At 59.1% G+C, this 16,476-nt stretch carries 1 protein-coding gene; it reads left to right on the top strand.

The genetic code is table 11. From position 1 onward, the window contains the following. Positions 1-10 precede the first annotated feature (10 nt). Positions 11-16,438 carry a two-partner secretion domain-containing protein gene (locus C6V82_RS08495; RefSeq protein ID WP_107164735.1) on the top strand — a complete coding sequence of 5,476 codons (16,428 nt, stop codon included), beginning with the start codon at positions 11-13 and terminating at the stop codon, positions 16,436-16,438. Positions 16,439-16,476 lie beyond the last annotated feature (38 nt).

The raw sequence follows: 16,476 nt of genomic DNA, 5'->3' as shown, positions 1-16,476 counted from the left end.
CGAGTGAACAATGAATAAAAAACTCTACCGGCTCGTCTTCAATTCCACTCGTGGCTGTCTCGTGGCGGCATCTGAAATCGCTTTGCAAAAAAGCAAAGGATCCAGGATCGGGCTAGGCACCGTTAAGGGGAGTTCCGCGGCTGTAGTTTTGCGTGCAGCTGCTTTTTTTGCAGTAGTTTTGTGTTCAATGGGTAGCGGGTTGGCTCAGGCGCAAATTATTCCAGATGCTAAATCGCCAGGCAACCAGCGTCCGACGGTACTAAGTAGCCCTAACGATGTGCCGCTGGTAAACATTCAAACTCCTAGTGGTGCCGGGGTAAGCCGCAATACATACGAACAGTTTGATGTTGACTCGCCAGGGGCAGTGCTGAATAACAGTCGTATTGATGCGCAGACCCAGCTCGGTGGATGGGTGCAGGGAAACCCGTGGTTGGCCAAGGGTGAAGCTCGTGTCATCCTCAACGAAGTTAATAGCAATAACCCTAGTCAGTTGAAAGGTTTTATTGAAGTTGGTGGGCAGCGTGCTGAAGTTATTATTGCCAACCCTGCCGGTATTGAGGTGGATGGTGCTGGTTTCATCAATGCCAGTCGTGCCACTCTTACCACGGGTAGTCCATCAATGAATGGAGGTGGCCTCGACGGTTATCGTGTACATCGAGGCACTATCCGAATTGAGGGTAAAGGGCTCGACGCTAGCCTGACTGATTACACTGGTGTTTTAGCGCGCTCCATTGAAATAAACGCGAATGTTCATGCGCAGGATTTGGAACTCGTTACGGGTGAAAATAGCATTGACGTTCACTCTGGGAATATAAAAAAAGAGTCTGGGAAAAGCACTGCTGCGGCACCAGCTTTTTCACTGGATGTAAGTGAATTAGGAGGTATGTACGCTGGACACATTCGACTAGTAGGCACGGAAGCTGGTCTAGGTGTGCGCCATCACGGTACCATGGCTGCCAGCGTAGGCGATATCCATATCGACACCAATGGCCAGTTGAGATCAGCAGGTATTATTCAAGCAAATCAAGGTGATGTGGTTATCCGTACTGCGCAAGACCAAAGTTTCAGTGGAAGCGTGCTCGCCGGTGAAAACTTGACGTTGCACAGTGGTGGCAATCGCTTTGATGAGGATAATAGAAGCAAGCCTGCTACCATCGAAAATAGCGGTGATTTACGTGCTGGTCTAGAAGCTAATCTACGTGCAAGCGATTTGAATAACAGTGGCCGAATAGACGCTCAGCGTCTGGATGTTGAGGTTGTTGATATAAGTAACAGCGGTAGCTTCTGGCAAAGTGGTGCCCAGGATATTAGCATTAAAGCCACCAACTTGGTAAATAATCAGGGCGGGTTTATTGGGCGTGCGGCGTTATCTGAACAAGATGGCAATGCCGGCCTTCAATCCTCGGAACCTACAGAGCAAGCAGCAGATGGTAACGAAGAAAAAAGCTCACAATCTTCTGAAGAACTAGTCTCAACTCCGCAACCCAGCTCGGTTCCTAAGTCATCCGCTGCCCCATTGGCATCAGGGGTGGTGAAGGCTAGTGGTAGCTTGGAAAATCATGCAGGTGGCACGCTGGCAGCAGAGGGCGAGCTTTACATAAGTACAAGCCAATCACATAGCAATGCTGGCCACATTCGCGCTCAAGGCGTGCAGGCCAACGGCGACTGGTTTGAAAACACCGCCGGCACCTTGCAGGCTGATCAACTCAATGTAGAGGTAGGCACCGCAAACCTGAGTGGTGGGACTGTGTTGGCTGACACAGCCACGCTAAGCAGCACAAAGCACATCCAGGATTCGAAAGCGCAGCTTTATACACAAGGTGAGCTCCACTTGAAAGCTCAACGTCTGAGCAACGCCGGCGAAATTCAGTCATCCGCCACATCTCATATTGCTGTAGTTAATCATCTCACCAACACCGGCACCCTCGCGGCAGCTGATGATCTGACCATCGACGCCGCCAGCGTTGATAGCAGTGGCACCCTGGCTGCTGGCTTGAACAGTGACGGTAGTCTCGACACATTTGTTGCTAACGGTGCGGAATTGCACGTCACCACCACCGGAGACCTGAGCGCCACCGGCACCAATCTGGCCGCAGGCACGCTGACTCTGGACGGTGATAATGTCGATCTGAGCGACAGCCAAACCAGCGCCAGCAGCGCCGAGATCACCGCCCGTAGTGATCTCGACACCTGGCAGTCTGATGTCGTCACCCAGGAGAGCTTATTGCTCCAGTCTGACGGCACCTTGGATAATACCGAGGGCACCCTGTCCAGTCAGCAAGGTGACCTGAGTGTGCAGGCGCTGAGCTTGAACAACGATCAGGGTGAGTTGTTGGCGGAGAACGATCTGTCGATCACCCTCAATGAAGCCTTAAGCAACACCGATGGCACCGTCTACGCGGGCAGTAGTACCGCCCTCGAGACCGGTGCGCTCACCAATACCGGCAGCATCGCGGCGGCCGATGATCTGACCATCGACGCCGCCAGCGTTGATAGCAGTGGCACCCTGGCTGCTGGCTTGAACAGTGACGGTAGTCTCGACACATTTGACGCTAACGGTGCTGAGCTGCACGTCACCACTACCGGTGATTTGAGCGCCAGCGGTACCAACCTGGCGTCAGGCACGCTGACTCTGGACGGTGATAATGTCGATCTGAGCGACAGCCAAACCAGCGCCAGCAGCGCCGAGATCACCGCCCGTAGTGATCTAGCGACCTGGCAGGCTGATGTCGTCACTCAGGAGAGCTTATCGCTCCAATCTGACGGCGCCTTGGATAATACCGGGGGCACCCTGTCCAGCCAAGCGAGCGACTTGACTGTCCAGGCACTTAGCCTAATCAACGACCAAGGAGAGTTGTTGGCGGGGAACGCCCTTGAGGTGGCCCTCAGCGAAGCCCTAAGCAATACCGATGGCACTCTCTACGCGGGTGGCAATACCACCCTCGGCATCGGTTCGCTCACCAATACCGGCACCCTCGCGGCAGCCGATGATCTCATCATCGATGCCACCAGCGTTGATAGCAGTGGCACTCTAGCCGCTGGCTTGAATCAGGTCGGCACCCTGAAGGCGTTTACCGATGGTGGTGACGCCCTTAGCATCACCACCACCGGAGACCTGCGTGCCACCGGCACTAACTTGGCCGCAGGTACGCTGACTCTGCAGGGTAACTCTCTCGATCTGAGCGATAGCCAGACCAGCGCCTACCGCGCTGATATCACCGCCCGTGGTGACCTCGACACCTGGCAGGCTGATGTCGTTACTCAGGAGGGCTTATCGCTTATGGCCCACGGTGCGCTTGATAACACCGAGGGCACTCTGTCCAGTCAGCAAGGCGTCCTGAGCGTACAGGCGCTGAGCCTGAACAACGATCAGGGTGAGTTGCTGGCGGGTAGCGCACTTGAGGTGGCCCTTAGAGAAGCCCTACGCAATGCCGATGGCACCCTCTACGCGGGTTCTTACGCCACCGTTGATACTGGTGCGTTTACCAACACCGGCACCGTCGCAGCGGTCGATGATCTCATCATCGATGCTTCCAGCGTTGAGAGCAGTGGCACCCTGGCCGCGGGCCTGAATCAGGACGGCACCCTGAAGCCGTTTGCTGAAGGCGGCGATGCCCTTAGCGTCACCACCACCGGAGGCTTGAGCGCCACTGGCACGAATCTGGCCGCAGGCACACTGACTCTGCAGGGTGACCATTTCGATCTGAGCGAGAGCCAGACCAGTGCTTTTGATGCCCACATCGCCGCAAAAGGTGCGCTAGACACTGGCAGTGCCAATATCGTCACCCAGGAGAGCCTATCGCTTCAGGCAGGCAGCGCACTCGACAACACCAAGGGCACCCTGTCCAGTCAGGAAGGTGACCTGAGTGTTCAGGCGCTGAGCTTGAACAACGATCGGGGTGAGTTGTTGGCGGAGAACGACCTGTCGATCACCCTCAGTGAAGCCCTAAGCAACACCGATGGCACCGTCTACGCGGGCAGTAGTACCACCCTCGAGGCCGGTGCGCTCACCAATACCGGCAGCGTCGCGGCGGCCGATGATCTGACCATCGACGCCGCCAGCGTTGATAGCAGTGGCACTCTGGCCGCTGGTTTGAATGAAGATGGCACGCTGAAGACGTTTGCTGACGTCGGTGGTGCCCTTAGCGTCACCACCGCCGGTAACCTGAGCGCCACCGGCACCAACCTGGCCGCAGGCACGCTGAGCCTGGACGGTGATAATGTCGATCTGAGCGACAGCCAAACCAGCGCCAGCAGCGCCGAGATCACCGCCCGTAGTGATCTCGACACCTGGCAGGCCAATGTCGTCACCCAGGAGAGCTTATCCCTACAGGCCGATGGCGCCCTAGATAACACCGAGGGCGCATTGTCCAGCCGGCAAGGCGACCTGAGTGTGCAGGCGCAGAGTCTGAACAATACCCAGGGTGAGTTGTTGGCCGGTAATGACCTTGAAGCTATCTTCAGTGGCGCTTTGAACAACACCAACGGCACAGCCTACGCCGGTGGTGATGCCACCCTCGAGGTCGGTGCGCTCACCAACACCGGCACCCTCGCGGCGGAGGATGATCTCATCATCGGTGCCACCAGCGTTGATAGCATTGGCACCCTGGCTGCTGGCTTGAACAGCGATGGTAGTCTCGACACGTTTGGCGCTAACGGTGCTGAGCTGCGCGTCACCACCACCGGTGATTTGAGCGCCAGCGGTACCAACCTGGCGTCAGGCCGCCTGGCTCTGGCAGGAGGCAATGTCGATCTGAGCGAGAGCCAGACCAGCGCCTATCGCGCCGACATTACCTCCCGTAGTGATCTAGCGACTTGGCAGACCAATGTCGTCACCCAGGAGAGCTTATCGCTTCAGGTTGATGGTGCGCTTTATAACACCGAAGGCACCCTATCCAGTCAGAAAGGAGACCTCAGGGTTCGGGCGTTCAGGCTGAACAACACCGACGGTACCGTCTACGCGGGCGGTAATGCCAATCTCGAAACTGGCGGAGCTATTGATAATACCCAGGGCACTCTCTATAGCGAGCAGGGTGATCTGAGCCTGCAGGCTCTCCGCCTGCACAACACAGAGGGCACCGTCTACGCAGGCGGCAATACGAGCCTCGACACCGACACGCTCACCAGTACCGGCACTATTGCGGCAGCGGATGACCTGACCATCGATGCCGCCAACGTAGGCAGCAGTGGCACCTTGGCCGCGGGCCTGAATCAGGACGGTACCTTGGAGGCATTCGCCGAAGACGGCGGTGCCCTTAGCGTCACCACCGCCGGTGACCTGAGTGCCACCGGTACCAACTTGGCGGCGGGTAGGCTGATACTGGACGCTGATAACGCTGACCTGAGCGAGAGCCAGACCAGTGCCTACCGCGCCGACATTACCTCCCGTAGTGATCTAGCGACTTGGCAGGCCAATGTCGTCACCCAGGAGAGCTTATCTCTGCAGGCTGATGGCGTGCTTGATAACTCTGAAGGCACTCTGTCCAGCCAAGCGAGCGACTTGACTGTCCAGGCGCTTAGCCTGATCAACGACCAGGGTGAAGTGTTGGCGGGGAACGATCTTTCGCTCACCCTCAGCGAAGCCCTAAGCAATAATAATGGGACTCTCTACGCGGGTGGCAATACCATCCTCGGCATCAGTTCGCTCACCAATACCGGCACTATTGCGGCAGCGGAAGACCTGACCATCGATGCCGCCAACGTAGGCAGCAGTGGCACCCTGGCCGCAGGCCTGAAACGGGACGGCACCCTGAAGGCGTTTGCTGAAGGCGGTGACGCCCTTAGCGTCACCGCCACTGAAGACCTGAGCGCCACCGGCACGAACCTGGCCGCAGGCACGCTGATTCTGCAGGGTAACTCTCTCGATCTGAGCGATAGCCAGACCAGCGCCTATCGTGCCGACCTCATCGCCCGTGGTGATCTCGACACCTGGCAGTCTGATGTCGTCACCCAGGAGAGCTTATCGCTTCAGGTAGATGGTGCGCTTGATAACAGCGATGGCACCCTATCCAGTCAGCAAGGTGACCTGAGTGTGCAGGCGCTGAGTCTTAACAACAACCAGGGCGAGTTGCTGGCGGGTAACGCCCTTGGGGTGGCCCTTAGCGAAGCCCTAAGCAATACCGATGGCACCCTCTTCGCGGGCTCTAACGCCACCCTTGATGCTGGTGCGCTCACCAACACCGGCACCTTCGCGGCGGCGGGTGATCTGACCATCGACGCCACCCGTGTCGAGAGCAGCGGTACTCTGGCCGCTGGCTTGAACGAAGATGGCACGCTGAAGGCGTTCGCCGACGACGATAGCGGCGCCCTCAGCGTCATCGCCACCGAAGGCCTGAGTGCCACGGGCACCAATCTGGCCGCAGGCACGCTGACTCTGGACGGTGACCATGTCGACCTGAGTGAGAGCCAGACCAGCGCCTATGACGCCGCCATTACCGCCCGTAGCGATCTCGCTACCTGGCAGGCTGATGTCGTCACGCAGGAGAACCTATCGCTTCAGGCCGGAGGCGCACTCGACAACACTGAGGGTACCGTATCCAGCCAGCAAGGCGACCTGAACGTACAGGCGCTGAGCCTGAACAACGATCGGGGTGAGTTGTTGGCGGGGAACGACCTGTCGGTCACCCTCAGCGAAGCCCTAAGCAATACCGATGGCACCCTCTACGCGGGTTCTAACGCCACCCTTGATGCTGGTGCGCTCACCAATACCGGTACCCTCGCGGCGGCCGATGATCTGACCATCGACGCCGCCAGCGTTGATAGCAGCGGCACCCTGGCCGCTGGTTTGAACGAAGATGGCACACTGAAGACGTTCGCCGACGGCGGCGGTGCGCTCCGCATTACCACCACCGGAGACCTGAGCGCCACCGGCACCAACCTGGCCGCAGGCACGCTGACTCTGGACGGTGACCATGTCGGCCTGAGCGAGAGCCAGACCAGTGCTTTTGATGCCCACATCACCGCAAAAGGTGCGCTAGACACTGGCAGTGCCAATATCGTCACCCAGGAGAGCTTATCGCTTCAGGTTGATGGTGTGCTTGATAACAGCGAGGGCACCCTGTCTAGCCAGCAAGGCGACCTGAGCGCGCAGGCGCTGAGTCTGAACAATGATCGGGGGGAGTTGTTGGCGGGTAACGGCCTGTCGATCACCCTCAGTGAAATCCTAGGCAACACAGATGGCACCCTCTACTCAGGCGGCAATACCACCCTCGACACCGGTGCGCTCACCAGCACCGGCACCCTCGCGGCAGCCAATGATCTGACCATCGACGCCGCCAGCGTTGATAGCAGCGGTACCCTGGCCGCAGGCCTGAATGAAGATGGCACGCTGAATGCTTTCATCCAAGATGGCGGCGCGCTTAGCGTTACCACCACCGGAGACCTGAGCGCCACCGGCACCAACCTGGCCGCAGGCACGCTGACTCTTCAGGGTAACTCTCTCGACCTGAGCGAGAGCCAGACCAGCGCCTATGGTGCCGCCATTACCTCCCGTAGTGATCTCGCTACCTGGCAGGCTAATGTCGTCACCCAGGAGAGCTTATCGCTTCAGGCTGATGGCGTGCTTGATAACTCTGAGGGCACCCTGTCCAGCCAAGCGAGCGACTTGAATGTCCAGGCGCTGAGCCTGACGAACGACCAGGGCGAGTTATTGGCAGGTAACGCCCTAGACGTGGCCCTTAGTGAAGCCCTAAGCAACACCGACGGCATCGTCTACGCGGGCGGCAATACCACCCTCGGCATCGGCGCGCTAACCAACACCGGCACTATCGCGGCAGCAGATGATCTGACCATCGACACCGCCAGCATTGAGAGTAGCGGCACTCTGGCCGCTGGCTTGAACGAAGATGGGACGCTGAAGGCGTTCGCCGACGATGTCGGCGCCCTCAGCATCACCGCCACCGAAGATCTGAGCGCCACCGGTAACAACCTGGCGGCGGGCCGCTTGACGCTGGACGGCAACACGGTCGATCTGAGCGATAGCCAGACCAGTGCCTTTGATGCTCATGTCACCGCGAATGGTGTGCTAAATACTGGCAATACCAGGCTGATTACCCGAGATGACATCAGTATCTGGGCACAGAACCTGAACAACATCGACGGTACCGTCTACGCCGGAGGTAATGCCACCCTCGACTCTGATGCTCTCACTAATACCGGCACCCTCGCGGCGGCGGATGATCTAGCCATCAATGCCACACATGTTGCGAGTAGCGGCACTCTGGCTGCAGGTCTGAACGAAGATGGCACGCTGAAGGCGTTCGCCGACGACGTCGGCGCCCTCAGCGTCACCGCCACCGAAGATCTGAGCATCACCGGTAACAACCTGGCAACGGGCCGCTTGACCCTGAGCGGTGACCATGTCGATCTGAGCGACAGCCAGACCAGTGCCTTTGATGCTCGCGTCACCGCGAAGGGCATGCTAAATACTGGCAATGCCAGGCTGATTACCCGAGATGACATCAGTATCTGGGCACAGAACCTGAACAACATCGACGGCACTGTCTACGCGGGCGGCAATACCATTCTCGATACCGGTGCGCTTACCAACACAGGCACCCTCGCGGCGGCGGATGATCTTGCCATCGACGCCACACGTGTTGCGAGTAGCGGCACCCTGGCCGCTGGTTTGAACGAAGATGGCACGCTGAAGACGTTCGCCGGCGACGGCGGCGCGCTCCACGTTACTTCCACCGGAGACCTGAGCGCCACCGGCAACAACCTGGCCGCGGGCCACCTGACCCTGGATGGTGTTTATGTCGATCTAAGCAATAGCCAGACCAGTGCCAATAACGCCGACATCATCGCCCGCGGTGATCTCGACACCTGGCAGGCCAATGTCGTCACCCAAGAAGGGCTGTCGCTCCTGGCCGGTGGCGCGCTTGATAACACCAAGGGCGCCCTGTCCAGCCAGCAGGATGACCTGAGCGTGCAAGCGCGTAGCCTGACGAACAACCAGGGTAGACTGTTGGCGGGCAATGAGCTCGAGGTCACCCTCGGCGAAGCCCTTAGCAACAACGACGGCACCGTTTACGCGGGCGGCAATACCATTCTCGATACCGGTGCGCTCACCAACACAGGCACCATCGCCGCAGCGGGTGATCTGGCCATCGACGCTACCAGCGTCAGTAGCAATGGCACCCTGGCGGGGGGGCTGAATGCCGACGGTAGTCTCAATGCGTTTGGTGCTAACGGTGCTGCATTACGAGTGACCACTGTCGGTGACCTGAGCGCCACCGGCAACAATCTGGCCGCAGGCACGCTGACGCTGCAGGGTAACTCTCTCGATCTGAGCGAGAGTCAGACCAGTGCTTTCGATGCTCATGTCACGGCGAAAGGTACGCTTGACGCTGACATTGCCAATTTCATTACCCGCAACGATATCAACATTGAGGCTCAGATCCTGAACAACATGGGTGGCACCGTTTACGCAGGCAGCAGTGCCACCCTCGACACCGAGGTGCTCGCCAATACCGGCATCCTCGCGGCGGCAGATGATCTAGCCATCCACGCCGTCCGGGTCGAGAGCAACGGCACCCTGGCCGCAGGCCTGAACGAAGATGGCACCTTGAAAGCGTTCACCCAGGACAGCGGCGCGCTCAGCGTCACCGCCACCGGTGACCTGAGCGCCACCGGCAACAACCTGGCCGCAGGGCGCCTGTCTCTGGAGGGTGACGCGCTCAATCTGAGCAACAGCCAGGCCAGTGCCTACAACGCCGATATCATCGCTCGAGGTGATCTCGACACCTCCCAGGCCAATGTCGTCACCCAGAAAGGGCTGTCGCTCCAGGCCGATGGTGCGCTTGGCAACGAATACGGTGCGCTGGCTTCCAAGACAGGCAGTCTCACGTTCAACGCCAACGGCGTGACAAACACCGACGGCCTGATGGCGGCGGCTACCGAACTTAATATCAACGCCAATAGCAAAAGCATCAACAACATCAGTGGTGAGATTCTAGCCCAAGGCGACATGAATCTCTCGACCCGCGCCGACATTCTCAACACTGGCGGCATTGTTCAGTCCAATGCTGCTATCAGCCTAAGCGCTGACATCGTCAACAATCGTCAGACCAGCGGAGACGCCCAGGGTATTGTAGGGGATGACGTGCAGATCAATGCCGACTCCCTCGATAACACCGAAGGACAAGTGCTGGCTGGGCGCGACCTCACCATCACAGCCGACCATTCCATCAACAACACGCATGGCACGCTCAATGCTCAGCGTCATCTTGACCTACAAGATGGTGTGCCCAGTTCAGACACCCGCCCGGGTAAGCGCAGCCTGATCATCAGCAATACCGATGGCGTCATCGTGGCGAATAACGAGAGTGCTTCGGCCGATGCCTCTGTCGCTATCACGGCCAATACCCTGGGCCTGGACGGTACCCTGGAAAGCGGCGGCGATATGGCACTGGATCTGGTTGGTGACCTGAATACCGCCAGTGGTCAGCAAGTGACTACTGAAGGCGTCTTGAGCTTACGGCTGCATGGTGACACTAGTGGCAACACCTTTGACAATGCCGGAAAGTGGGAGGGTGGGCGTGGCCTCATCGTGCGCGCCGATGAGATTCGCAACCAATCCAGCGGCGAGTTGCAAAGTCTGGGCATCACCTCGCTAGACACCACACAAACGAGTGGGGGCAGCGTTACCAATCGGGGCCTGATCAATGGGACTGACACGCGTATCAGTAGCCGCACGGTGGACAACGTAGGCCGCGGGAGAGTCTATGGCGACCGAGTTGCGATCAAGGCGGATACGCTGACTAACCGTGAGGAAACGGTGGGTGGTCAGGCGAAAGCGGCGACCATTGCCGCACGTGAGCGGCTGGATATTGGTGCCAAAGACATCACCAACCGTGAGGATGCGCTGATCTTCAGCGCAGGAGATATGGCCATCGGTGGCACTCTCTCTCCTTTCTATCGCGCCGTGGTGGACGGAACTTCCAACGCGCTAATACTTAACAACAACAGCGCCACGATCGAGAGCCTGGGCAACATGGTGCTGGCGACCGATACTTTGCGCAATACCAATGAGTACTTCGCTATTGAAGAGGCGTATCTTGGTACGACCGAGATGACCATGATCCAACCCGAAGGTTCGAGTGCAAAGTTTATCATCGATGATGATGAGATAATATTGACGCCGCCCATAGGCTGGAGTAAGGAGTTGAATGGAGGAACGCTTGTCTGGGTACAGGATGAGAGACCTGAAGGTTATGTTGCCGGTTATCCTGATGCGGACCCCTCCGTGAATCTTGCAGGCGACTACGTCTATTACCACGGGTCTGGCGAGGCAGTGATCAGCGAGTGGAAACAGTACCTGCTTGAGCGTAAAGAGTACGAAAGCACTGTAGTGTCCAGCGCTCCGGGCCAGATCATGGCAGGTGGTAACCTGACTTTGCGAGGTAAAGACCTGCTCAACGATAAAAGTCGCATTATCGTGGGGCGAGCCCTGCACGGTGATCTCGGGAACTTGAAAAATCAGGGGGCTATGGGCGAAAAGCGTGTGAGTACGGAAGGCCTGTTGTGGGAATCCACAATCAGACGGATAACAAATGGTCACACTGATTCTATGTACGGTGGGGCGACATACAGGATACGTTCTTGGGAAGATTTAGGGGATTATAATCCGCCTGACGAAACCACCACCATCGGCCTTGGCATTGGCGAAGTTCGGGAAAACACTGCCTATTCGGGCAGTGGCACCTATGCAGGTGATAAAGCCGACCTGGGGATAGCCGGTAGCGTCAGCATTGGCGATACCAGTACCACCGCTTCCACACTCGCTGAGCAAAATGCCAGCAACGTCGCGAATGGGGTCGATAAGGCCAGTGATAGAACAAGCGCGGTCAGCACTGATAGCCAAGCGGTGACTCAAGCATCTGTTAATGCCGCAACCGTCGACCATGCCAACAGCCCGGGCTATGCGAGCAATAGTGCCAATGCCGTGAATTCGGAAGCCCACGGGGCTACCGAAGCTGCGTTTAGTACCAACAGCTCAGGCAATGCAACCAGCAGTGCCAATGCAGTGAACACAGAGGCCCACGGGGCGACCGGCGCATCGTTCAGTGCCAACAGCTCAGGCAATGCGATCAGCGGCACCAACGCGGTGAACACCGACACCAATGGGGCCACTGAAGCATCGTTCCGTGCCAGCCACTCAGGCGACGTCACCAACAGCACCAATGCGGTGAATACGGATGCCCACGGGGCGACCGGCACATCGTTCAGTGCCGACAACTCAGGCAATGTCACCAACAGCGCTAACGCCGTGAACACGGCTTCCCAAGGGGCGAGAGGTGCATCATTGAGTGCCAACACCCCTAGCAGTGCCACTCAAGGAGCCGCTGGGATCTCCCTTGACCATACGCCTCTCGATCGCGCCAACCCCAGCCAGAGGGCTCGGGCGACAGTGGGCCTGGGGACGCAAACCGGCCCCGCCTTGTTGTTGCCGAACAGCAGCCTCTTCACCATTGATCCTGGCGTCAACGCGCGCTATTTAGTGGAAACCGACCCACAATTTACCGACCACCGCCAGTGGCTTTCCAGTGAGTACCTGCTTTCGGCCCTGGCCTTCGATCCTGCTCATACTCAAAAGCGACTGGGCGATGGCTTCTATGAGCAAAAGCTCATTCGCGAGCAAGTCGCTGCGCTCACCGGCTATCGCTTCCTGGGCGACTACAGCAGTGATGATGCGCAATATGCGGCCCTGATGAATGCGGGATCGGCCTTTGCGCATGAACACAACCTTCGCCCAGGTATTGCGCTGACAGCGGCACAAACAGCCCAGCTCACCAACGACATCGTCTGGCTGGTCACGCAAGCCGTACAACTACCCGACGGCAGCACCACCACCGCCCTGATGCCCAAGGTCTACCTGGCCCCACGCCAGGGTGATCTGGCTGCCAATGGCGAGCTGTTGGGTGGCCATGACGGCACTCTTATCAGTGCCCGTGATATCGACCTGGCACTGAGCGGTGATCTCAACAACAGCGGTACCATTGCCGGGCGCAAGATGGTCGACATCAGTACCCGAAACCTTTCCAACAGCGGCCACCTCCAGGGTGATATCACCTTGATCAATGCCCGAAAGGACATCGATATCGAAGGTGGCAGCGTTGCGGCCAACACTGGCATGGCCCTGCAGGCCGGGCGTGATCTCAACATCACGACCACCACCCACAGCGCTACCAACGAAACCGACGGCAACACCTTCAGCCTGCAAGGCATCGACCGTGTGGCCGGGCTGTATGTCAATGGCGAAGCGGGTGAGCTGCTGGCAAGTGCCGGTGGGTCGATCAACCTCACCGCGGCCGAGCTGCACAACATCGGCAGCGGGGTGACCCAGCTCAACGCTGGTGGCGACATCAACCTCGACACCGTGGAGATTGGCCAAAGCCACGACCTCAACTGGGGGACGAACAACTACAACCGCCAACGCCACAGTGAAGACATCGGCACCGTTATCACCGGTGAGGGGGCCGTAGGCCTCAATGCCGGGCAGGATATCAACCTGCGTGCCGCGGAGATTGATGCACAGGGCGCCCTGGCGGTGAACGCCATCGACGGCAATATCACCCTTGAAGCGGGGCAACGCCTTGACAGCCTGGCGGAAGGTCGTCAAACCAGTAGTAGTGGCTTGTTCTCCAGCAAGACGACGATCACCCGCTCCAGCCGCCTCAGCACCCAGGCACTGGCCAGCGAGCTGGGCGGCCAGACGGTCGCCATGACCAGTGGCCAGGACATCTACCTGAACGGCGCCAACGTACTGGCCGATCAGGATCTGGGGATTCATGCCGGGGGCAATCTCACCCTTGACGCTGCGCAACACACCTTGAGCGAAAGCCACTTCACCGATACCCGCAAGAGCGGCCTGTTCAGCGGTGGTTTCGGCTTCACGATTGGCAGCCAGCAGCAGCAAAGCGATGCCACCAGCACCGCCACCTTCGCCGCCCCCAGCACCGTGGGCAGCATTGGCGGCAATGTCACCCTGAGCGCGGGCGACACCTATACCCAGGTCGGCAGCGACGTGCTGGCCCCGGCGGGCGATATCCTGATCGGCGCCAACACGGTCGATATCCGTGAAGGCCGCGAGAGCACCACCCACCAGACCGAACACCGCTTCAAACAAAGCGGGCTGAGTGTGTCGCTCAGCAACCCCGTGGTGGACACCGCCCAACGCCTCGAAGGCCAGCTCCAGGCCGCGGGTGACACCCGCAGCCCGCGCATGAAAGCCCTTGCGGCGGCCAACAGCGCCCTCGCGGTGAGTGATATTCAGCAACAGCTACAAGGCGGGCAGGGAACGGATCTCACCCTCAACGTCAGCCTGGGGTCGAGTCAAAGCCACAGCAACAGCACCGCGCTCAGCAACACTGCCAGAGGTTCCACCCTCGCGGCCGGTGACAACCTCGCCCTCCACGCCGGCAACCTGACCGTACAAGGCAGCAAGCTGGAAGCGGGCAACCAGACGCTCCTCAACGCCACCCAGGACATCAACCTGCTGGCCAGTGCCGATACCGCCTCCCACCGCAGCAGCCACAACAGCAGCAGTGCCAGCATCGGCCTGGGCATCGGCATGAACGGTGGCAGCCCCGGCATCGCCCTCAACCTGGACGCCAGCCGCGCCAAGGGCCACGGCAACAGCGACAGCACCACCTACACCAACACCCAGGTCACCGCAGGCAACCAGGTCATCCTCAACAGCGGTGGTGACACCACCCTGCAAGGCGCGGTTGTCAGCGCCCCGCAAATCACCACGAATATCGGGGGCGACCTGAGCATTGCAAGCCTGCAGGACACGGCCACTCACAACGAACGCCACTCAAGCAGCGGGTTCAGTGCCAGCGTCCCGCTGATCGGCGCAGGCCAACCCAGTGCCAGCCTCAATGCCAGCCGGACCCAGATCGACGGCGACTATCAAAGCGTCAAGCAGCAAAGCGGCCTGCGCGCCGGTGACGGCGGCTTCCAGGTTAACGTCGAAGGCACCACCTCCCTCACCGGTGGCGCCATCACCAGCACACAAACTGCGATCGACAACGACCTCAACCGTTTCTCCACCGCCGGGCAAAGTGCACGCGACGCCATCGACAGCGGCGCGCTCACCCTAACCGACATCGCCAACCGCGCCAGCGTCGATGCCGACAGCGCTAGCATTGGTTTGAGCACCGGCGAAGACGGCGCCGGGCTCTCCGGCATCGGCACGGGCCGTGTCGACGGCAATGCCAGCAGTACCACGGTTGCCGCCATCAGCGGCCTGGCAGGCCACCAAGCCGCCCGAACCGGCGACGCGGACACTGGCATTGAACCGATCTTCGATGCGGAAAGCGTCAAGCAAGACGTCCAGGCCCAGGCAGCCATCACACAGGAATTTGGGTCAAAGGCCAGTCAACTGGTCGGTGATTTGGCCCAGGCCAAGCGTGAAGAAGAACGCGCCCTGCGGCTGCACGCCCGACAGGCCCAAGCCGCTGGCGACACAGAACGCGCCGGCCAACTCAATGCCCAAGCCGACCGGCTCCAACGCGACTGGGGCGACAACGGCACCCAGCGCCTGGCCGCCCACACCGCTATCGGCGCGCTGACGGGCGGCACGGCAGGCGCCACGGGGGCTGCCGTGGGCACCCTCAGCACCCCCGCCGTGGCCGATGTCCTCAATGAAGCCGGACTCGACGACACCCTGGCCGATGGCCTCGCCGCACTCGCCAGCACCGTCGCCGGTGCAGCCACCGGCGGCACACAAGGTGGCGCCGCTGCGGTAAATGAGGTGCTAAATAATTATCTGACCACACGTTCCATCAATCAGGAGCTGGAACGGTTAACCGCGGATGACTCGGAACTGGATCCGGCGCTAATACGCCGACTGGTGGAGCATCAGCTCCTGTATGGCCTGCAAGAAAACGCCCCGCTGGATGACTGTCGCGTGGTAGGCAGTGATTGCAGCCCACAATTGGATGAGATGACGGCGGCTTTTGAGCTGTTGCAAGACCCCAGAACCCGTGAAAAGTTTAGAGGCGACCTCACGGATGACCTTATTGAGCGCCAATTGAATGATCTGGTGGCCACCCTGGAAAGTGTTGATTGGTCGAAGAATCCGGAGACCATCGCCCGGGCTGAATTTATCGGGAATACCGCTCGCGCCTTCGTTGATACGTGCGCCCTTCATCCATTAGCCGGACCCTGTCGTGGGGTGGCGTTAGCAATTACGGGGTCGGATGTAACCGGAAAGATCAATGATGGTGATTTAACCGGTGCGCTTGTACAAGGAGGAGCGTTTCTGGCTGGACAAAGTGCGGCATCCATAGTGAAGGGAAGCATTCAAAACACGGGTATTTATTCCAAAGAATTTATTGAATGGACGAAGAATATTTACGGCGCCGGCACTGAAAAGATGACCCAGGCCGTTTATGATGAAACGCAGTCCGCGCCTGATACAGACGATGAGTGATATCGCTGATGATAAAGCGCGTTAGTCAATACAGTTTT

It is taken from the genome of Halomonas urumqiensis (assembly GCF_003028575.1).
GTDB lineage: Bacteria > Pseudomonadota > Gammaproteobacteria > Pseudomonadales > Halomonadaceae > Halomonas > Halomonas urumqiensis.
This window is presented reverse-complemented; position numbering and strand designations above follow the sequence as displayed.

Coding starts and splice junctions, on each gene's coding strand:
- C6V82_RS08495 (WP_107164735.1), top strand. CDS start 11: ATGAATAAAAAACTCTACCGGCTCGTCTTCAATTCCACTCGTGGCTGT.